Annotated in this window: 21 protein-coding genes; 12 read left to right on the top strand and 9 right to left on the bottom strand. The window is 34.9% G+C overall.

Annotation, left to right across the window (positions count from 1 at the left end; translation table 11 throughout):
* The first annotated feature begins 91 nt into the window (after positions 1-91).
* The 4 genes from KD050_RS04275 (at position 92) to KD050_RS04260 (ending at position 2,840) form a co-directional block, all read left to right on the top strand.
* Positions 92-652, top strand: a complete 561-nt coding sequence (locus KD050_RS04275) for a DUF5366 family protein (protein ID WP_211895001.1) — start codon at positions 92-94, stop codon at positions 650-652.
* Between the two features lie 110 nt (positions 653-762).
* Positions 763-1,278, top strand: a complete 516-nt coding sequence (locus tag KD050_RS04270) for a GrpB family protein (RefSeq protein WP_211895000.1) — start codon at positions 763-765, stop codon at positions 1,276-1,278.
* Between the two features lie 76 nt (positions 1,279-1,354).
* A complete protein-coding gene (locus tag KD050_RS04265) occupies positions 1,355-2,227 on the top strand; it encodes a protein kinase family protein (RefSeq protein WP_211894999.1) in 873 nt (290 codons plus the stop codon).
* A gap of 52 nt (positions 2,228-2,279) precedes the next feature.
* Positions 2,280-2,840 (top strand): AAA family ATPase, encoded by a 561-nt coding sequence (locus KD050_RS04260; protein ID WP_211894998.1) that lies wholly within the window; start codon positions 2,280-2,282, stop codon positions 2,838-2,840.
* A 314-nt stretch (positions 2,841-3,154) separates the two neighbouring features.
* On the opposite strand, the gene KD050_RS04255 is transcribed toward KD050_RS04260, so the two are convergent.
* Both KD050_RS04255 and KD050_RS04250 read right to left on the bottom strand, forming a co-directional pair.
* Positions 3,155-3,853, bottom strand: a complete 699-nt coding sequence (locus KD050_RS04255; RefSeq protein ID WP_211894997.1) for a Type 1 glutamine amidotransferase-like domain-containing protein — start codon at positions 3,851-3,853, stop codon at positions 3,155-3,157.
* 153 nt (positions 3,854-4,006) lie between these two features.
* Complete coding sequence (locus KD050_RS04250; protein WP_211894996.1) at positions 4,007-4,228, bottom strand: hypothetical protein; 222 nt, start codon at positions 4,226-4,228, stop codon at positions 4,007-4,009.
* A gap of 181 nt (positions 4,229-4,409) precedes the next feature.
* Here KD050_RS04250 and KD050_RS04245 point away from each other — a divergent pair, with 181 nt between their 5' ends.
* The gene (locus KD050_RS04245) at positions 4,410-5,138 is read left to right on the top strand and encodes a hypothetical protein (RefSeq protein WP_211894995.1); all 729 of its coding nucleotides are present in this window, start codon (positions 4,410-4,412) and stop codon (positions 5,136-5,138) included.
* On the opposite strand, the gene KD050_RS04240 is transcribed toward KD050_RS04245, so the two are convergent.
* The 3 genes from KD050_RS04240 to KD050_RS04230 form a co-directional block, all read right to left on the bottom strand.
* The gene (locus tag KD050_RS04240; RefSeq protein ID WP_211894994.1) at positions 5,122-5,637 is read right to left on the bottom strand and encodes a DNA topology modulation protein; all 516 of its coding nucleotides are present in this window, start codon (positions 5,635-5,637) and stop codon (positions 5,122-5,124) included. The two genes, KD050_RS04245 and KD050_RS04240, sit on opposite strands and share 17 nt — an antisense overlap.
* Before the next feature lie 227 nt (positions 5,638-5,864).
* Positions 5,865-7,718 (bottom strand): transglycosylase domain-containing protein, encoded by a 1,854-nt coding sequence (locus KD050_RS04235; RefSeq protein WP_211894993.1) that lies wholly within the window; start codon positions 7,716-7,718, stop codon positions 5,865-5,867.
* 70 nt (positions 7,719-7,788) lie between these two features.
* Entirely contained in the window at positions 7,789-9,024 is a 1,236-nt protein-coding gene (locus KD050_RS04230; protein WP_211894992.1) for an MFS transporter, read from the bottom strand.
* 136 nt (positions 9,025-9,160) lie between these two features.
* Between KD050_RS04230 and KD050_RS04225 the strand changes: the two genes are divergently transcribed.
* Positions 9,161-9,898, top strand: a complete 738-nt coding sequence (locus tag KD050_RS04225; RefSeq protein WP_211894991.1) for a peptidylprolyl isomerase — start codon at positions 9,161-9,163, stop codon at positions 9,896-9,898.
* Positions 9,899-9,914: 16 nt separating this feature from the next.
* Positions 9,915-10,118 carry a hypothetical protein gene (locus KD050_RS04220; RefSeq protein ID WP_211894990.1) on the top strand — a complete coding sequence of 68 codons (204 nt, stop codon included), beginning with the start codon at positions 9,915-9,917 and terminating at the stop codon, positions 10,116-10,118.
* Between the two features lie 719 nt (positions 10,119-10,837).
* Here KD050_RS04220 and KD050_RS04215 read toward each other — a convergent pair.
* Complete coding sequence (locus KD050_RS04215) at positions 10,838-12,004, bottom strand: MalY/PatB family protein (protein WP_211894989.1); 1,167 nt, start codon at positions 12,002-12,004, stop codon at positions 10,838-10,840.
* 76 nt (positions 12,005-12,080) lie between these two features.
* On the opposite strand from KD050_RS04215, the gene KD050_RS04210 reads away from it, so the two are divergent.
* A complete protein-coding gene (locus tag KD050_RS04210) occupies positions 12,081-12,341 on the top strand; it encodes a DUF1871 family protein (RefSeq protein WP_211894988.1) in 261 nt (86 codons plus the stop codon).
* A 49-nt stretch (positions 12,342-12,390) separates the two neighbouring features.
* Here the strand turns inward: KD050_RS04210 and KD050_RS04205 are convergent, their stop codons facing one another.
* Together KD050_RS04205 and KD050_RS04200 are read right to left on the bottom strand one after the other, a co-directional pair.
* Complete coding sequence (locus KD050_RS04205; protein WP_211894987.1) at positions 12,391-12,603, bottom strand: helix-turn-helix domain-containing protein; 213 nt, start codon at positions 12,601-12,603, stop codon at positions 12,391-12,393.
* Between the two features lie 90 nt (positions 12,604-12,693).
* On the bottom strand, positions 12,694-14,031 hold the full coding sequence (locus KD050_RS04200; RefSeq protein ID WP_211894986.1) for a sodium-dependent transporter: 1,338 nt from the start codon (positions 14,029-14,031) through the stop codon (positions 12,694-12,696).
* 129 nt (positions 14,032-14,160) lie between these two features.
* Between KD050_RS04200 and KD050_RS04195 the strand changes: the two genes are divergently transcribed.
* From KD050_RS04195 to yugI, 3 genes are all read left to right on the top strand, one after another.
* A complete protein-coding gene (locus KD050_RS04195; protein WP_211894985.1) occupies positions 14,161-14,715 on the top strand; it encodes an RNA polymerase sigma factor in 555 nt (184 codons plus the stop codon).
* On the top strand, positions 14,705-16,834 hold the full coding sequence (locus KD050_RS04190) for a hypothetical protein (RefSeq protein ID WP_211894984.1): 2,130 nt from the start codon (positions 14,705-14,707) through the stop codon (positions 16,832-16,834). The genes KD050_RS04195 and KD050_RS04190 overlap by 11 nt, the downstream gene beginning before the upstream one ends.
* A 76-nt stretch (positions 16,835-16,910) precedes the next feature.
* Positions 16,911-17,285: a S1 domain-containing post-transcriptional regulator GSP13 gene (gene yugI / locus KD050_RS04185; protein WP_211894983.1), complete on the top strand. Its 375-nt coding sequence runs from the start codon at positions 16,911-16,913 to the stop codon at positions 17,283-17,285.
* Between the two features lie 208 nt (positions 17,286-17,493).
* Here yugI and KD050_RS04180 read toward each other — a convergent pair whose 3' ends face one another.
* Positions 17,494-18,801: an AAA-type ATPase lid domain-containing protein gene (locus KD050_RS04180; RefSeq protein ID WP_211894982.1), complete on the bottom strand. Its 1,308-nt coding sequence runs from the start codon at positions 18,799-18,801 to the stop codon at positions 17,494-17,496.
* A gap of 137 nt (positions 18,802-18,938) precedes the next feature.
* On the opposite strand from KD050_RS04180, the gene pruA reads away from it, so the two are divergent.
* Positions 18,939-20,483, top strand: a complete 1,545-nt coding sequence (pruA, locus tag KD050_RS04175; protein WP_211894981.1) for an L-glutamate gamma-semialdehyde dehydrogenase — start codon at positions 18,939-18,941, stop codon at positions 20,481-20,483.
* The last annotated feature ends 58 nt before the right edge of the window (positions 20,484-20,541 follow it).

The raw sequence follows: 20,541 nt of genomic DNA, 5'->3' as shown, positions 1-20,541 counted from the left end.
ATTTTAAAGTGTCACAAAGAATTCACTTGCTTCTACAACAGTCATATCAAGTAAGGAAAAATAACAGTAACAGTCTATCAAAGGAGTACATATGAAAAACCCCTATGTGTTTGGCTTTTTACCACTAATTACAATTGTATTATTCAGTTTATCATTTGCTACATTTACGATGAATAAAGTTATAGAGCTTTTTAAGATAATTGGTGTATATAGTGGAATGAGAGAATTTCTTTCAGATTTAGAACTAAAACTATTTCTACTGATCATACTGGCGTTAATCTATTTTATGATTTTTTCTGCATTGAAATTAATTGCAGAGACAATTCATGAAATTGGTATGCTATTTTTCTCGAAGGACTACGAAGGAAAAACTATGGCACAGGCACGTGGAGGCTTTGTAATATTTTTTATTGGGGCAGTAATTTCTCTAGTTGGATTTCAATCGATACAATTATTACTAATTATATTTTTGTTAACTACTTTTATATATTTTGTTTATGTCGTATATAAATTGAGCAACTCAATGAGTCTTGTCGGTACACTTGGATTAGTCATGTTTGAAATCATCGTCTGGAGTCTTCTCATTGCACTCGTTATATATATAATTATCAAACTATATAATGGGATAGTCGCAAGTCTTCCATTACTTTAATGCTATTAAAGATACCGCTGATTTCCGTTTCAGGCGGACGCGGTATTCTTTGGTGAATTTTTCACCAAGTTTCCTTTATGAAAATTATGAACGAAAGAAGGATTATTATAATGGAAATTAGATTGACGGATTACTCGGATGAATGGAATATAGAATTTGAAAGAGAAGTTGTAAGATTAAAGAGAATTTTTAGTACGCTTGATATTCACTTTGAGCATTTTGGAAGCACATCTGTAAAAGGGATGAAAGCTAAACCAGTCATTGATATGATTGGCATTGTTCAGTGTATAGATGATTTAGAGCCTTTCCATGAACAATTACATGCTGAAGGTTATGATGTAGCAGGTGAGTGGGGCATCGAAGGTAGAATGCTATATCGGAAGGGCGGCGAAAATCGAACACATCACATTCATATGTATCAATTCGATAATACTCAAATTGAACGTCACTTAGTCGTTCGAGATTATTTACGATCTAATCCCGCAGAAGTAGAGATGTATAACCTATTAAAAATAGACCTATCTTCCAAATATAATGATACAAGAGACTACAGTAGAGCTAAAAAAGAATATGTGAATAAATTAGAAAAACGAGCATATGATTGGTATCTATCTAATAATTTCTAGACTTGTAGATTCAAGCTGGTAGACAAATATCGAATTAATTATTTGAAAATTTCGTAATTATAAGTGAGGTTTAGAAATGGAAATAATAGATGAAATCATAAACCGTCTTAAGTACCAGGGCATCATTAAAGAAGAGAATATAGAATATAAACAAATAAAAAGTGGTACTACAAATGGAACTATATATCTCCTATCCAATGGAGAGAAGCCATTATATGTATTGAAAAAAGATCGACCTGAAATTATTACTACAACTAAGGATTTTCTTAATGCTTATAGGAATGTACAGTTGTTGCCAAATGTTTATTATACAGACGAAAACAATGAATTCATCGTGTACTCGTATATTTTTGGAGATACTCATATAAATCGAGGATCTAAATTAGATTGGATGACTATCATAGTTGAGGAGCTGTTCAATCAATATAAAAAAGCAGATGAGAAGGTCAGTCGTGGTAGGGTTATGGGGATAAATAGAAACTCATGGGCAGATTTTAATCTTGAAAGCTTGGAATATGCTAAAGCTAATATTGGGGATTCATTTTCAAGCGAAGAACATAGTCGTGTAGAAGTTTTAGTAAATAAACTAAATACTTATGAGTATCAGGAAGAGAAGTATTATCTTCACGGAGATGCTGGAGTTCATAATTTCGTATTTAATGACAATAAACTGAATGGAATTATTGATCCGTCACCGCTAATAGGTCCCAAGATTTATGATTTTACATACGCATTTTGCTCTTCTCCAGACGATTTCGATTTAGAGACATTATTTTCTTCTTTTAAAGTATTGAATCAAGATAGCTCAATTGATAATTCAATGCTTTTGGAAGAGGTTCTTTTTCAATTATATACCCGTATTGGGATTTGTAAAAAAGTCCATCCTCATGACTTAGGTGCTTACCTTGAAGCATGGAAGGAATGGCGAGAGTATCTGCCTTCTAACTAAAATTCTTTATCTAATATTTTAAGTCCTACGAATAAAAGGAAGGAGTTTTCTGATGAAAAGATTAGCCATTATAACTGTAGGAAAAACGCATAGTGGCAAAACGACATTTGCCGGAGCTTTAGAAAAAGAGCTTGCGAACTCAGTTGTGATTGACCAGGATAATCATGCCGAGTTCCTACATACGTATTACCAATCCCTATTGCCAAAGCAGGGGAGTAACACGATAAAATATGCCATTACACAAACGATTGTTAATCATGCAGTTCATGAGACCAATTGTCATCTTATTCTTTGCAACTCAAATCGCAATCGCAGAGGACGTTTGAGACTAATCGAATATTATCAAAAACAAGGTTTTACTTGTATCCTCGTAAATTTTGAACTCCCAGATCACATTCTGAAAGAGAGAATCGCTGAAAGTCTACGTAGTACAAAGATATTAAGAGTCGCTTCTACTTTTGATGATGTACTCTCTAGGCAACAGGAAGAAACTAATACAGGCGATATAATAGAACCTACTGAAGAGGAAGCAGATCATTTATTTGTTATTAATAATTCAGATAGACTACCATCTGTTATTAGAGAAATAGTAGATCTTGCAATAACCTTATAAATAGATTATTTAAATTTGGGGACTATTCAATTTCTAGGGAAAACAAACCTCGAATTTTGTACAAAAATTGATCAAAATACGAGGTTGCCTGTTTATTGTTTTTTTATAAAAAATGATTCATTATATCTGAAAGCGATTCCTAAACTAACGAACCCGTTAGCCATCCATATAGTGCAAAACGAGCGCTAGATGAAATAAATATTCATTCAGAAGGCTATGCCATTTTTTAAAAAGTTTTTTCTCAGTTTCTTTTTAATGCAATTTTATAAGATTTTGAGTATTTTATTTCAAGGAAGTTTAAAAAGGGAATCGAATTATCTGCCCAAGAAATTTGTACTCACCTCGGTTTCTTTAATTTCACTATCTACACATTTAACAAAGTATGCCTTTGCTCTTGGCCTAGAACTTACAGAAGCAGATAATGTTTCATTTATAAAGTGAAGAGCCACACCGTCATCAACTGCATAACCTTCTTTTATATTTCCTGCTAAGATTGATTGATGATACGAAGGCTTTCTTTTATTCTCACCATCATAATGAGGACAATTACTACCCTTTAAGAGTCCTAAACAATCCAACTTATACAAAGGAGCATTCAATGGGTCAGTTAATCCTTCCTCGAACCAACAAATTGAACCAGCACTTAAGCCTGCAAGTATAACCCCTTTTTCATATGCCTTTTTCAAAGCGTTATCTAATCCCCATTCTTTCCACAAGATAAGCATATTTCTGGTATTTCCACCGCCCACATAGATTATATCTTGCTCAAGAACATAGCTTTCTAAGTTAATAAACTCTGGCTCAAATAATGATAAGTGAGAAGGTTGGCAAGGAAGAGTCTTAAATGCTTTATAAAATCTCTCAATATAATTTGTTTGGTCTCCACTAGCTGTTGGAATAAAACATATCTTCGGTAAATTGTTCTTAACTTGAGCTAAAATGTATTTATCAAGTAAAAGGTTTTCTGGCTCCATAGAAAAACCTCCGCCACCCATTGCAATAATCTGTCTCATTTCCCTTTTCCTCCTGTAGTTTACCTCATAAATTCTACAAAGGATGGTTATTACCCTTCTTTCTTTATCAACTCGTCTGCAACAATCCTACTCCTTTGAAAAAACGACAGTTCACGTTGAAACAATCGTTTGGGGTTTAACCTTTAATTAAGCTTATTTTTTTTTACTTATGAACCAAATTAATATCGTTAGAACAAGTAGTATGAGAGGGGTCAAACCAACATATTTCCAAGCATTATTTGCTCCTGAAAAATAATATGCTATCGGTATGAATGTAATTGTACTAATTAGTAAGAATATCCAAGACTTTTTAACAACACCTACCAGTAAAGTTAAAATTGAAATAAATAATGAAAGTTGCCATAATAATAACATTTTTCTACCTCCATTTAACTTATTCATTCATAAACTAACCGTTAGAAATTGAAGTTATCTCCAGCTTTTCCCCTTTTCGAATACAGAATTAGAACTCGTCTTTGAGGGAAATTAAAGGAAAAAGAAAATAGTAGTAAAATTATATTACTCTTGGGAATCATAAATGAAAGGAGTGAAAACAATGAAGAAATTTTTTGTATATTTAGTAATAGTGATTTTAGTTTGTCAAACAGGAAAAGCATTTGCTGTTCAGAGAGTTGTAACGTCACACATTATATCTGATGTGTGGTATGAAAATATTTTTTTAATTGCTGATAAAATAGATAGTATGACTACTAAAAACTTCACTGTGCAAGTTGGCGGTGGAGTGGACAGCATTGGCGGTGAATTATTATACAACTTTCCAAATTGGTATAATTCTAAGTTTGCCCCTAAATTATTTTATGAAGATATTAATGGCGATGGACTAAAAGATGTTATAGTCGCATTGATTTCTGGTGCAGGTTCTGGAATTTCTACAAAAGAAATACATGTGTTAAATCAAGTACGAGACCCTAATACGAGATACGAAGAAGTGCCAGTTGAATCCATTAATGATGCAGTAAAAAGACTTGTAAAAATGGAGCGAAAAGGCGATGAGATTACTGTTTTAATTGGTAAAAAGAAATACGTAGTGGACTATTTAAAATTTGGTTATCAATATTCTGAAGACCCTCCTGGATTAGGCTCAACGGAGGATTATAAACCTGAAAATGGTGTTCTTTTTGGCTATACAACAGTATTTGTAACTATTCCTGAAGCGGGTATAGGCAGTCTGAAAGTTAAATATGGTTGGGATGGAAAAATGTATAGAGCTGAATCTATTACTTTCAAGAAAGCTGAGCCATTTAAGGCTAAAACTCATTATTAACTTTGTCTAAAAAAAGTTGTACTTCTCTCGGAGAATTTAAAATAATGACTTTCTTATCATTGGGTAATCGTTCAAGTTTCTTTAAAACAACAGGTTTCTTTGTTTTAGGGTATTCCCAAACCCATTTCAGAAAGTCAAAATCAAACCTCTCATTGACGCCCTCAGCCATATCTGGTCTTGATTTTCCACGATATTGAACCATCCGCTTGAAAACTCTATAGATGCATATTACCCTATTGATATCCACAAAGATAATGGTGTCTACTGCATTCAGTCTTATATCCATTGTACCGTTATAATTCCCATCAATAATCCATTCTTCTTTTTTAACCAATTCATTTTGAACCTCTATTTGTTCCTCTTTTGACGTTGGCGTCCAATTTGGCTTCCAAAACAATGCATCTAAGTGATAAACTTCTATGTTCAATTTTTTCCCTAATCTCCTTGCGAGAGTAGACTTCCCTGACCCTCCTGAACCAATCAATGCAATCTTTTTCATTGTACGCCACCTTTTTGTTTACTTTAAAAACACCAAACTGCTGCTTTAAAGAACATTCGTTAACTCTTCTTATCATTGTAAAGAATTGAATTCACAATTATCCGGATCAAAAGATACCCCCAAAAATGCCATCAATAATACAATTGACAATACCTTTGCCTATCAATATTGTTATGACATTTAATAAGACCCACATAAATAATTTCATGAACCTACTTACTTTATTCTCAATTCATTATTTGATTAAATATCTTATGGTGAATCTTTTTAGATTCAATTTGTTTCATATTTTGCGGCATATCATAGCCAATCCATACAGCTGATGTATAAGTATCTGTAAGTCCAGTAACCCAGTAATCATAATAATCGTTAGTCGTACCTGTTTTAGCCCCAACATAAGAAGAATTAACATTTATTCCTTTTCCGGTCCCATTCACTACAACATCTCCTAGCAAATCTCTCATTATATTTACCGTTTTAGGAGACCATACTTCTATCTTTTCTTCTTTCCACTCATACAGAATGTCACCATTCTTGTTTGTTACTTTACGAATAGCATGAGCGGGTTTATACATTCCATCAATAAAACCTGAGTAAGCATCCGCCATCTCGAGTACTGTTACTCCATTTGTCAAACCACCTAGAGCCGCAGAGTAGGTATGATCTTCTTTTAATAAATGATTAAACTGGAATTGCTCTAATTTCTCAAATGCCTCTTCAATTCCCACTGTTTGGAGTAGACGAACAGCAGGGGTGTTATGACTAAAACGAAAAGCTTGTTTTAGGGAAACGTTTCCGTATACGGCTCCTCCATAATTTTGAGGACAATAACTCGCAATACATAATTTACCTCCATTTATTTCGTTGTTAGGAGTTAAGGAAGTAGTTTCAAAAACTGGACCGTATACAAGTAAGGGTTTTAAAGCTGAACCAGGTTGTCGCACTGCTTGATTTGCCCGGTTAAAATCAAACTTTCTATAATCCCTCCCACCAAACATACTGACAACTTCTCTTGTTTCATTATTAATGACAACAGAAGCAGCTTGTAAATCTTTTGTTTTGTCTAAAAGATTATCAATATATGCTACGTCTTCTTTTTGTTTATTAGGGTCTAAAGCGGTATGAACAATTAGACCTTGAGAAATTACCTCATTCACACGAGTTTGTAATTCATTTTTGAAAAATACTGCCTGCTGTTCATTGGCAGCGGATTCTATTTTCTCTTGAAATCCCTCATTAATACGGATCAAAGACTTTAATTCGTCTAAAACATACGTACTATAAACGGGATATAACTGTTTTTTTGTTTTTGTTTGAAGAACGATAGACTCATTTTTTAACTTATTCCCTTGATCTGTAGAAATTTTATCGTTTTTCACTAAAATATCAATCAACAATTCTTGCCGCTTTTTAGTAGCATCAAAATTTGTCAATGGATTATATACAGACGGGTTATTTGGAATAGCACTAATAAATACTTGTTGCGCCTCAGTTAATTCACTCAACGGTTTGCCAAAATAATAGGTTGCGGCTGCACCAATTCCATATACTTGGTTGCTAAAGTATATTTCGTTTAAATAATTTTCTAGAATTTCTTCTTTGTTCGATTGTTTTTCTATCTCGTATGCGTAGATTAGTTCTGTCACTTTCCGTTCATACGTTTTTTCTGTTGATAGGTAACGTAGCCTTACTAATTGCTGTGTAATTGTACTTGCACCTTGGTCGCTTGAATTGGCCGCTGCATTTGCAAAAACGGCACGGAAAATAGCACTGAAATCAAAGCCAATATGATTATAAAACTCTACATCCTCGCTTTGTATAAACACTTCTTGTACGAAGAGTGGGATAGATTCTAATGGCAGTGGATCTCGCCACTCGACATAATCCTCCGAGAAAACTTCCTTATTTTCATCTAAAAGAACGATAGGTGAAGTAATTACTGGTGTATGAAGCGGGATAGCTTCTTTTAAATCATCACTAAATTCTGTGGCAGTTAAAATCTCACTATGGATAAACGAATATAGAATCCAAATGAGCGGGAAGCATAGTAGAACAATAATATATCCAATTGCCTGACGCATAAGTTGCACTCCAATTCCAATAATCTAATAAAAAGAATAGCACACTTTCGGTATTGAAAGTGTGCTATCTTCAAGGTAACTTTGCATGCATTTCTTCTTCTATTAATACATCCTCAAAATCTATGCGAGGTTTCTTTCTAGCGAAGTATATGATGGTAAATGCGATTAAGAACAATGCACCGGTAACAAAAAAGACAGATGAAATACCAATATATCCACTAATAAATCCACCAAACATTGGTCCTATAATATTACCTAAAAAGCGGAAACTTGTATTATAGCCCATTAGTTCACCTTGAACCTCAATCGGAGCTTCCCTACGGATTAAAGCAGTAGTAATTGGTATTAGCCCACCGGAGGCTATGCCAAATAAGAAACGTAGTATTACTAATTGCCATAGCTCTGAGACGAATGCCTGGGGAATGATAAACACGAACGCAAGAATTAAAAGAAAGGATAGTATTTTTTCATATCCAATCGAATCACCTAGTTTACCCCAAGTTCTAGCAAATAATAGACTACCGACTCCAGTCGCACTAAAGGTAATTCCCGCGAGGAGCGCAACTTCTTTAGAGTTCGTTAAATGAGAAACATATAAAGATAAAAGAGGTTGAATACTAAACAGTCCAATTTGTATCAACGAGGTAATCATTAGAACATTTAAGATGAGACGATGATGAAATATACTTGAAATAACTGTCTTTCTAGAATATTCATGATCACCAGCTTTTTTCTCTTTGCGAATTTCATGTATACCAAATAATACGATTAACGCAGCAAGGGAAACGGCTGATGCTGTAATAATGAATGTGTATTGGAAACCAAATGTATCTGCTAAAAAACCACCAATAATGGGGCCGAATAGTGTACCAGAAACACTTCCCATTTGTAATGTACCCATCGTTTTTCCAGCTATATTCTTTGGAGTTTGTGAGCTTATGAAGGCCAAGGAGGTAGGGATAAATCCAGTAACAATCCCCATAAATAAACGAAGGACAAAGAAGGCTTCAACTGAATTGACAAAGCCCATTAGCAATACACTAAATGCAATCCCAAATCCATTAATGATTAAGATTGGTTTATATCCATATTTATCGGCTATTCTTCCCCAAATAGGTGACATTAAAAATGCAGACACAAATGTAGCGCCGAATACAAGCCCGGACCACTTTTGTACATAGCTTTCCGAGAAATCACCCATCGTATTTATATATAATGATAAAAATGGCATTATCATTGTCATGGTGGCCGAAACTAGAAAGTTAGAAAACCACATGATCGTAAAATTTCGTTTTTGTACGCTCATTGAAATCCCTTCTTTCTATGGGAGCGTAGCTGTTCTACTACTAGTATAGAACATTTAGTGTGTCGAAGAAAGTTAGATACTTTGTCACTGAATTATGTTGTATTGTTATGGTAAACTAATTTGGGGTGAATAATTCATGAAAAAAATATTATTACTTATAGGAATAGCAACAACTATTTGTTTTTTAAGTGCTTGTGGATCAGATGATTCTAGTGCACCGAAGGAAGAGGTAGAAAAAGAAGATTCTACTGTAAATACTGATACTGGGCAAGAAGGAGAGACAATCATGTATCCACAACTCTCTAAAGAGGTTGCTTCAAATGAAGCTTTAGTTACAATGAATACATCAATGGGACCAATTAAGATTAAACTATTCCCTGATCTAGCACCAAAAACAGTGGAGAATTTCTTAACACATGCAGAAAATGGCTATTATGATGGAATTATATTTCACCGAATTATTCAAGATTTCATGATTCAAGGTGGAGATCCAACTGGTACTGGGATGGGTGGAGAAAGCATTTACGGAGCAGAATTTGAGGATGAGTTTTCGATGAATCTCTTTAATATTAGAGGGGCTCTTTCGATGGCAAATGCAGGAGCAAATACAAATGGTAGTCAGTTTTTCATCGTCCAAGCATCTGATGCCCAAGCTACAGCGCAGCAACTGATCGATGGTGGATGGCCAAAGGAAATTGCTGAAGCTTATGAGGAGATGGGGGGTACACCGACCCTTGATCAAAAACATACGGTATTTGGACAAGTGATTGAAGGTTTAGAGATAGTGGACCAAATGGCAGCGGTAGAGACTGATGCTAATGACAAGCCAGTAGTAGATATTACTATAGATTCAATCGAAATTGTACAGAAATAATTAGAGGAGTGTATATATGTTTTCGTTTTTACATCTAGCTTTTTTGTATTTTCCAGAAGATAAATCGGAATATATACCTGTAGTAATCGAATTAGTTGTTTTATTAGTTCTTTGTGTAGTCGTTTTTAGATGGCTGCTAAAGAAATCTAAAAAAGATGCAGAAAAAGCAAAAGTTTTAGAAGAAAGAATTATGCAAGCAAAACAAGATAAACTTAAATAATAGTTTCTGTAATTGGCAACAGTATAAAATGAAAACACTAAAAGACCTTCCCTTGTTGGGAGGTCTTTTAGTGTTTTAAGAGATAAGCAGAAAGTATATATAATTTACGGTGAGCACAGAATTAATGGCACTTTAAGAATGATAATACTGGTGATTTTCGTTTCAGGAGGACGCTTTCCGCGGGCGAGGCCGAGTCTCCTCATTCGCTACGCTCTCTGCGGGGTCTCGACTTTCTCGCTTTTCCCGCTGGAGACGCCACCTTTCACTACAATCAATTAGTTTGTAGTACTCCACTATAAGATGTAGCATGGCTTATCGCTAAAATGATAAGACTGTTTAGATTTTAGAGAGTAATAAAATTATTTGTAATTGCTTTTGAATTAGAAATGCTATTATCAAATAATAAATGGAGAAAGCAGATTTTCTTTTCTACTAGTGGAAATAATGAGAGGTAGTAAGTGTTTTCCCAATAAAGAAGCGAAATAGCGAACGAAATTGCATCTTCGAGAGCTTATTCTATCAATTAGAAAGTATCTTATCTCTAGTTGTCCAATAAGGCTCTAACATGTCTCTAAGAGTTGTAGGAGGGCGATGGACAGATAAATGCCATAAGATTACCTAAAAAAAGAGATGCTGTTCGTGACGTCAGTCACGACCAGCATCTGCCAAAAGGGTGCTTACACTTTTCTTAAAAGCAGATATAGGCATTCTAACCATATCTATTGAAGTGATTTTACGAAGCGCGCTACTCCATCTTCAACAGTAGAGAGTGGACAAGCCACATTCATCCGCAAAAATCCATCTCCAGCTTTTCCGTATTTTGTGCCAGGCTCTAGAGCAAGCTTTCCAACTGTTAATAGACGATCCATCATTTCTTTTTCTGAAAGACCTGTCCCACGATAATCTATCCAAAGTAAATATGTACCCTCTGGTTTGGTAACTTTTATGCCCTCTAATTTCGAAAGATGCTCCACCACGTAATCTATATTTACTGTCAATACATCTAATAATTCCTCTAACCAAGGAGTTCCTTGTTCATAGGCGGTTTGTAGTGCTGTTAGTGAAAATATATTTAAACCCATGAATCCTCGGGTCATCTTAAGATTGTCTAATACTTTTCGTTTTTGCTCATCCGGAACAACCATAGCAGCAGCTTGAATTCCTGCCAAGTTAAATGTTTTTGTTGGAGCAAAAAAAGTGATGATGTTATTTGGATCTTCAGCCACATTAAGCATAGGGGTGTGTATATTTGGTTCAAAAATGAGATCCGAATGAATTTCATCGGACAAAACTAATACATTATATTGCTGACAAAGTGTAGCTATTTTCCTTAAGTCATCTTTACTCCATACCTTTCCACCAGGATTATGTGGATTACATAAGATAAAAGCTTTCACATCATTTTTTAAACAGTCTTCAAATGATTCCCAGTCCATCTCATAGGAATTATCCTTTTCTATTAACTGACTAGTTACCACTTCTCTACCTAAATTTGTAGGGACACTCAAAAATGGAGGGTAGACAGGTGTATGGATAAGAACTTTATCCCCAACCTCAGTGAATGCTTCAATTGCCTCTGCTATTCCAGGAATGACTCCATGAAGAAACAGAATCCATTCATTTTCTATAGTAAGTTGATGCTTGTCTGCAACCCATTTAGTAAGGGATGATTTTGTTTCTTCAGGTGCCATAGAATAACCAAACACTGGATGCTCCATACGTTTTTGTAAAGCCTCAATAATAACAGAAGGGATGGCAAAATCCATATCCGCAACCCACATAGGGAGTACTTCAGAAGCATCGTTGATAGAATATACTTGCTCTAACATATCCCATTTTGCTGAATATGTATTTCTTCGATTTAAAACAGTAGAAAATATAGACAAAGTAATTTCCCCTTTCAATTTGTATTTATTATGTTATTATAACCCTATCTAATAAAACTAGTAAGGTGAAATTTAAATGGACACAATTGAAATGAATAGAAGAGCAGTATGGACATTACAACAATGGGATCCTTTCCACATTGGAGAAAATGCCTATGATACAGAAACGGCAGATGTAGTCGCATATTTGCAAGACATTGATCACCCATCTGAATTGGCAAAGCGAATTCAGGAAATTTATGAACATTCTTTTGAAGAATGGATTCCATTAGAAAAATGCATGGATATATCTTACAAGTTGATCGCGTTAAAGTATGAAATGAAATGTATTATATAAAATGAAAAAGCTTTCGGTTTTAATGCCGAAAGCTTTTTTTATATAATCATTAAACTTCTTGTAGACCGTCTAATAAGTTAGAAGCTGGAACTTCAAGTGCATTGGACAATTTCAATATTGTTTGTACTGATGGCTTTTCTGCGCCTGATTCATATGCTTCTAGCTTCCCAGTACCAATTCTTGTTTTCAACGCAAGAGTTTCTAGCGTAATATTACGCTCTTCTCTTAATTGACGTAATTGCTCATGTAAATCTTTCTTCATGATTTCATCAACCCCTGTCTTAATTATTTTATTATTATAACACAATTTTTCTTAGTATTTTTGATATAAATGTCAGAAAAAGTACAATTTTTACATTAACAATTTCATGGCACCTTGGATAAAAACGATTAGTATGGCAATCGGAGCTGCAAAACGGACGATAACATACCAAGAATTCAAAAGAAAATCATTCATTCTAAGCTCATGGATTAGCGTGGGCTTAGAAAAATGGAAACCAGCAAATAATGAAATAAATAATGCACCTAGCGGTAGTCCGATACTACTTGTTAGGAAGTCGGCAAAGTCAAAGATCGACATACCTAGGACATCAACGTCTGATAGTACACCAAAAGATAAGGCACTTGGAATTCCAACTAAGAAGATAAGGAATCCGAAAATCCATGCAGCACGTTTCCTTCTATCATATTTAGATTTAATCCCAATTGATACAACTATTTCTAACATACTGATGGAAGAAGTAAGCGTTGCAAACAATAGTAGAATAAAGAATAAAATTAAGAAAAATTGACCGAAAATAATTTGTTCAAATACAGCTGGAATAATGATAAACGCTAAACCAGGTCCAGCATCGGGTGAGAAGCCTAATGCAAAGACTGCTGGGAAAATAACAAGTCCTGCCATTATGGATATTCCTATGTTCAAGACAGACACACTCAGTGCGGACGTACTTAAATTTGTCTCCTTCGGTAAATAGGACGCATAAGTAATCATTCCAGAAACACCAACACTTAAAGAGAAGAAAGCCTGTCCTAAAGCAAGTAAAGCTGTTTCCCATGTAAAGTATGACCAATCTGGTACAAATAAAAACTTAATTCCTTCGATAGCACCGTCTAATGTAAGAGACCGAATTGTTAATACTACAAAGAAAATCAGCAATAGTGGCATCATCCACTTACTTGCTTTCTCAATTCCTCCTTTAATCCCACCAGCTACAATCCAAATAGTTAGAAGGATGAAAGTTGCTTGAGCGATTACTACCTCCCATGGATTTGAAATAACTGTATTAAACAAGTCATTAAAGAATGTTTCACTACTACCGTTTAAACTAAACGTAATTGCGCGGAACAAATATGATAAAATCCAGCCTCCAACAACGCTATAGAATGATAATATGATAAAAGAAAATGCAAAACCTGCCCAACCTATTAAAAACCATGGTCTTCCGGGGGCCAACTTTTTAAAGCTACTCACAGCATCTGCTTGGCCTTTTCTTCCTATAACAAATTCCGCAAGCAATATAGGTAGACCTATAAGAAAAGTACATAGAATAAACAGGATAACAAACACACTACCTCCATTTGTACCTGCCATATAAGGAAACTTCCAAATAGCACCTAGTCCGATTGCACTTCCGGCTGCCGCCAATATAAATCCAATTTTAGATCCAAAATGATCTCGGTTTGTCACGATAATTCCTCCTTTAATAGGCCTGTCATATTTTTTACGAGGATTTATAGGAAATGTAAACTAATTTGTGAAACAATCTAGAACAATCTTTCGTATCACCAATAGAGCAACAGAGAGAGAGGGAGGACTATGTTAGAGCTTGAGTTAATAGAACGAGCACAACAGGGGGACAAAGCAGCATATACAGAACTCATACATATACATCACAGGACCATTGAAAAGTTTGCATTTCAGTGTGGCGTTCGGGTCTATGACATTCCAGATGTAACTCAAGAAGTTTTTGTAAAGCTGTATCGATTTCTACATCAATTTCAGCGTGACCGGTTTACGACATGGTTATACAAAGTCACATTAAATACTGCAAGGGATTATTACAGAAAAGAAACAAAAGAAAAAGAAAAGGAACAGAAACTACATGAAGTTGGATTAAATTATACGTCGAAATCCGCAGAAGACCGAGTTTTAGTTTTTGAAGAAGACCGAGAACTCCATGATGCCATTCAATCATTGGATGAAAAATATCGTCATCCTATCATAATGTTTTACTTTCATGATTTATCATACGAGCAAATTGCAGAAGTATTAAATGTACCCTTATCGACGATAAAAATACGTTTAATGAGAGCAAAGGTATTATTAAAATCGGCATTACAAATGAATGGAGGAGTTAAACATGGACGATAAACATTTAGAAGAACGCCTAAACCTTTTAAAATCATCCTATGATCGATTGCCTTCATCTGTAGATACTGATGAAATTCTAAAGAAAATAGAAAATGAAAAATATGTAGCTCCAATAGTAAAGAAAAATAAAGGAACCAAACGGCAGCGAATCACAGTGTGGGCAGTGAGTTTAGCAAGCGTATTTATCATTGGGATTCTGGGAACAACTTTTCTAAATGATTCTAATGATGTTACAACAAGTGATCAAGAAAATAGCGAAGATGATATTAAGAATTTGGAAAAACAATATAAAGAAGAACGGTTAAAGCGTAAGCAAATGCTTCAAATGGATGAAGACGACTTTGCTAACATCGAATTTGTTCAATATGCAGACAATATTTTCTCGGCACAAATAAGTCCAGGTACATTGGAGGGTAAAAATGATGACGTGTCTATAAAAGACGGATATGAAAGGGCCATTGATGGGTTAATGCTTCCATCCGAAATGGTAGAGGAATTTAAAAGTAAAGGGAAATTAGATGCAATACAAAGTATTAGTTTTATAAATGATTTTGTTGCGAAATCTGAACATCTCATTAATATCTATGAACTAATACTTCGGGACAATGAACAAGCTCTAAATATTGCAAAACACGATGGTAGATTAAGCGAGCATGTTCTAATTGCGAATCGATATAATATGCCTGAAGAAATACAAAATATGATTGAAGTATTACCTAAACAGGGATTAAAATTGGTAGTTAATGCAGAAGGAACAGCATTTCGAATTGAAACTGATTGGGCCTTATTTACAAGAGATCTTTTCACTGTTCTAGACGAAAATGAGTCGCGCTATTTATCATTATATAATTCAATTCCGGGTATTTATGGCATAGCTTATTTACTAGAGGAGCAAGAATTATCTCTCCTTGGATACTATTTAGCAGAAATAGAATTTATTCTATTAAATTCCACAGAAGATACAGTTATGCATTCTCGATTTGAAAATTATTACTTTGATCTTGCTGAGGCAATTCTTTTTCCATCAGAAACAAGCGAAATGTTTAATGAAAACAATGAAGTTAATATGGACACACGAATGGCTTGGGAATCGTTAGTTAATATCCCAGGAGTATCTCCAATAGCTACCTTAATGAAGCCAGTTGTTGCATCTATGAATGCAAGTGATTGGAAATACAACGAAACGTATAAAAGATTAGACATAGAGCAGCTGAGAGAATATTACTATATGGCGTTAGGTGATGAACTTGATATAACCAAATTAGATTGGTTTTCTATACTACCGGATGGAGAAGAGGTAAGCATAGAAACACCATATGCGCTATATGGTGTACATGAGTTATATAAAAAATTCAACGAAAATTTAGATTCATTAGTATTACATGGATTTAGCCCCATAGATATTACCCTTTTATATCATTATGCTGATGGTGAAAATAACTATGAAGTAATGTGGGAATTAATGAGTAGTGCGTTTAAAAATGAAAATGATAAAGAGGAATTTTTAAAGAATCCAACTCTAAGGAATATTATTGGAGACAGTGCCAAAAATTTATACTTTAATAAAGACTATCTAATCCAGGACAATCAATACTTAAAGACCTATATTGGTCAGGAAAAAGGAAATCAAGTTAGTTACGATTTACTTCTTCATCTTGAAAATGATGATATATGGAGAATTCAAGGGAAGGAGGATTATTTAACAAGTAAAGCAACTCTAGTGGATGATAAATTTGTCCAACGAGTGCATGCTTTATATAAGTCATTTGCTGGAACACATGATCAAAGCGTATTAAAAGGGGCTACTCCTGAGGAATTTGTGGGGTTATATTACTATTCAGCTCAGCTAAAGGATTATGAAACGCAGTATGAATTGTATATTAAGGATGAAGGGCGGCTGCAGATACCTAAAGATGAATACATGAGCGGAGAGCATCAGATTATAGAAGATATTAGGCAATTTAAAAAAATGGAATTTAAGGTTCATTCGAAAGGCGAGGGAGTAGTCACTTTAACGAAATATTCTGGTACGCATAAGTATGCAGAGGAGACAGTCCTTGGCTTTCAACTTATTCAAACTGAAAATGGATGGAGAGCACCATTTATGCCAACTCAGTGATTTTTGCGGTCATACTTCCTACTATGTTATAATTTAACATGACTATAACGTATATAAGAAAGTAGGAAGGAAAATTATGACTCAAAATTATAAGGTAGGAGATGTTGTCACGGGTAAAGTTACAGGGATTCAGCCATACGGAGCCTTCGTAAGCTTAGATGAGCAAACACAAGGGCTAGTGCATATTTCAGAAATAACATACGGGTATGTAAAAGAAGTGGAAGAATTTTTAACTGTAGGGCAAGAGGTAGAGGTGAAAATTCTGGAGATTGACGATGAAGCCGGGAAAATTAGCTTATCGATGCGAGAACTCCAAGAAAAACCAACACAACCAAAACGTGATGATAGACCTCGGAAATCACTTCAAGATCGCGTAGATGAGCATGATGAGGAAGGATTTAATACATTGAAAGAAAAATTAGCCGATTGGATTAAAAAATCGGCAATTTAAAAAGGATTTCTACAGTGAAGAAAGACACTGTAGATTTTTTTTTGGAAAGATAAGAGAACATATAATGTCTTATACCTAGTTTTACAGATTTTTTGAAGAATAGAACCTATCTAATGATACTGTTGATTTCCACCCGGAGCAGAAATCAACGTTGTACGGATCTCACTATCTAATATGCTTTTATGAGGTCAATTCAAGTATATTCTTTTTACTTTTTCATCTTCCGTAATCGATATTGTAAATTTTGCCTGCTCATTCCTAACGCTTCGGCAGCTTTTGTAATATTACCATCGAATTTATCTAAAGCTTTTTGTAGGTAGTACATTTCTGCAGAGCGCAAATACTCATCAAGTGGCACTAATTCCTTATCAGATGTAATAACAAAATCCTCGGCTTTCCCTGAGGTTTCGTTAAAATCCTGTACCTTCAGTTTGAAGTGCAGAGGCAGCATATCAAACTTCAATACTTGCTCGGTAGTTACCATTGAGCTAATCTCATCCAGGAGCAGTTCCAATTCCTTTAGATTGCCTGGCCATTCATACATTAAAAACGCTTGAACTACATCTTCATCAATTTCATTAATCGTGGACCCATAACGATTTAAATATCGATTAAAGTAATCATACATAAAAGGTAGAATATCCTCAGTGCGTTTGCGTAAAGGTGGAATACTTATTGATATTTTGGCGAAATAATAATATAACTCCTTACTTAACTTGTTAGAAGCTATAAGATCTACTGGATCCTCGCCGATGCTTGCAATATATAAATTTTGTCGTCCTTCATTTGAAGAAAGAATTTGCAATAGTTCATTTTGTAATTCGAGGGATAATAAATCAATTCTTTCACAAAATATTGTACAGTTCGAGATTTCTGTTAGTTCTTTTTGGAATTTATTTATTAATAAACTATCTGAGCTATGGCAAAAGAGAGAAATGAACTGTATATTTACAGGCGAAAGTTGATTGTGAATACCTTCAGCTATTAACTCCTTGCCAGTACCAGCTTCTCCAACTAAGAGGACAGGCATTCGTGCATGTGCAGCCTTAATCGAACGTTCTAATACTTCCTGCATATCCGTCGAAACGGCTGTAATGCTAGAAAGGGTGATTGCTTCATTGTAACGCTTTAAAGGCTGATAAATTATTCTTTCTAAAGCCGTTATATCGCGAGAGAATTCAACTGCCCCAATAAGTTTTTTATCTTGCCAGACAGGGTATGTATCATTAATAGTAGTTATTTCTTGTCCATTTCGATTCCAGTACGTCTGTTTAGCACGTAAAACTGGTTCTCCATTATTTAATACTTTTAGTAATGTACTTTCTTGTTGTTCAAATTGGAATAGTTCAAAGATGGAACGGTCGACGATATCCGTTAAATTTAAACCTTCAATTTCTTTCATTTTTTCGTTGTAAATAATTGTTTTGCCGGATAAGTCAACAGCGTGAATGCCTACTGCTACCTGCTCGGTAGCAAATTTATAAAACGGTAGAAAATCTTTTATTTGTTCGTCCAAATGGCTCACCTCAAAAAAATATTTCACATTTTAGAATTTTTTACTTGAAAAACGCAACAATCTTTTGCATTATTATATATGTAAAGTAAAAGAAACTGCAAATTTTTTTTGCACCCAATTCAAAGGAGGATATACATTTGATACCTTACAAACATGAACCATTCACAGATTTTTCGAAAGAAGAAAATAAAAAAGCTATTCAAGAAGGCTACAAAATAGTTGATGCATACCTAGGAAATGATTTTCCATTAATCGTTGGTGGGGAACGTATTACTACAGAGGCTAAAATTAAATCTTATAATCCAGCTAAAAAAGAAGAATTAGTTGGTGCTGTATCTAAAGCAACAAAAGAAATTGCTTCTAAAGCTATGGATATTGCTGATGAAACGTTCAAAACTTGGAAAAAAGTAAAGCCTGAAGTACGCGCAGACGTTCTTTTCAAAGCTGCAGCAATCATTCGTCGTCGTAAATTTGAGTTCACTGCTCTATTATCAAGAGAAGCAGGGAAAACTTGGGTAGAAGCTGATGTAGAGGTTGCAGAAGGAATTGACTTCTTAGAATATTATGGTCGCGAAATGTTACGTATAAAAAATGGTGCGCCAGTTGAAAGTCGTCCAGGTGAATATAACCAATATAACTATATTCCACTAGGTGTTGCTGTTGTTATTTCACCTTGGAACTTCCCATTTGCAATTATGGCTGGTACTACCGTTGCTGCTATGGTAGCAGGTAACACTGTACTATTAAAACCTGCTTCTACAACTCCAGTAGTTTCTTACAAATTTGTAGAAGTATTAGAAGAAGCAGGGATGCTTCCAGGAGTAGTAAACTTCATCCCAGGTTCTGGTGCTGAGATTGGTGACTTCATGGTAGAACACCCACGCACTCGTTTAATCAGCTTCACGGGTTCTCGTGATGTTGGTCTAGGAATTGTAGAAAAATCCTCTAAATTAGCTCCAGGGCAAATTTGGATTAAACGTTCTATTCTTGAAATGGGTGGCAAAGACACAATTATTGTTGATAAAGAGGCTGATTTAGAATTAGCAGCTCAATCTATCGTTAAATCTGCATTCGGTTTCAGTGGTCAAAAATGTTCTGCATGTTCTCGTGCAGTAATCGTAGAAGACGTATATGATACAGTGTTAAACCGCGTTGAAGAATTAACAAACGCTTTAACAGTTGGTATTCCTGATAATGATGAGCATTTCGTTGGACCAGTTATCGATGGTGCTTCATTCAAAAAAATTATGGGTTATATCGAAATTGGTAAAGAAGAAGGCCGTCTAGTTACTGGTGGTACTGGTGATGATTCTAAAGGATTCTTCATCCAACCAACTGTAATTGCTGACCTATCTCCAACAGCACGTATTATGCAAGAAGAGATCTTCGGACCAGTTGTAGGTATTTCTAAAGCAAAAGATTTCGATGAGGCATTAGATATTGCTAATAACACTGAGTATGGGTTAACAGGTGCTGTTATTACAAATAATCGTTTGAACCAAGAAAAAGCGCGTGAAGAGTTCCACGTTGGTAACTTATACTTCAACCGCGGATGTACAGGTGCGATTGTCGGTTATCAACCATTCGGTGGATTCAACATGTCTGGTACAGATTCAAAAGCTGGTGGACCAGATTATGTCCAACTTCATATGCAAGCAAAAACTACATCTGAAATGCTTTAATATATATACTGGGCAGACTCAGTAAAAGTCTGCCCAGAATTTGAATAAAAGGGGTAAT

The organism is Psychrobacillus sp. INOP01, assembly GCF_018140925.1.
Taxonomy (GTDB): Bacteria; Bacillota; Bacilli; order Bacillales_A; family Planococcaceae; genus Psychrobacillus.
This window is presented reverse-complemented; position numbering and strand designations above follow the sequence as displayed.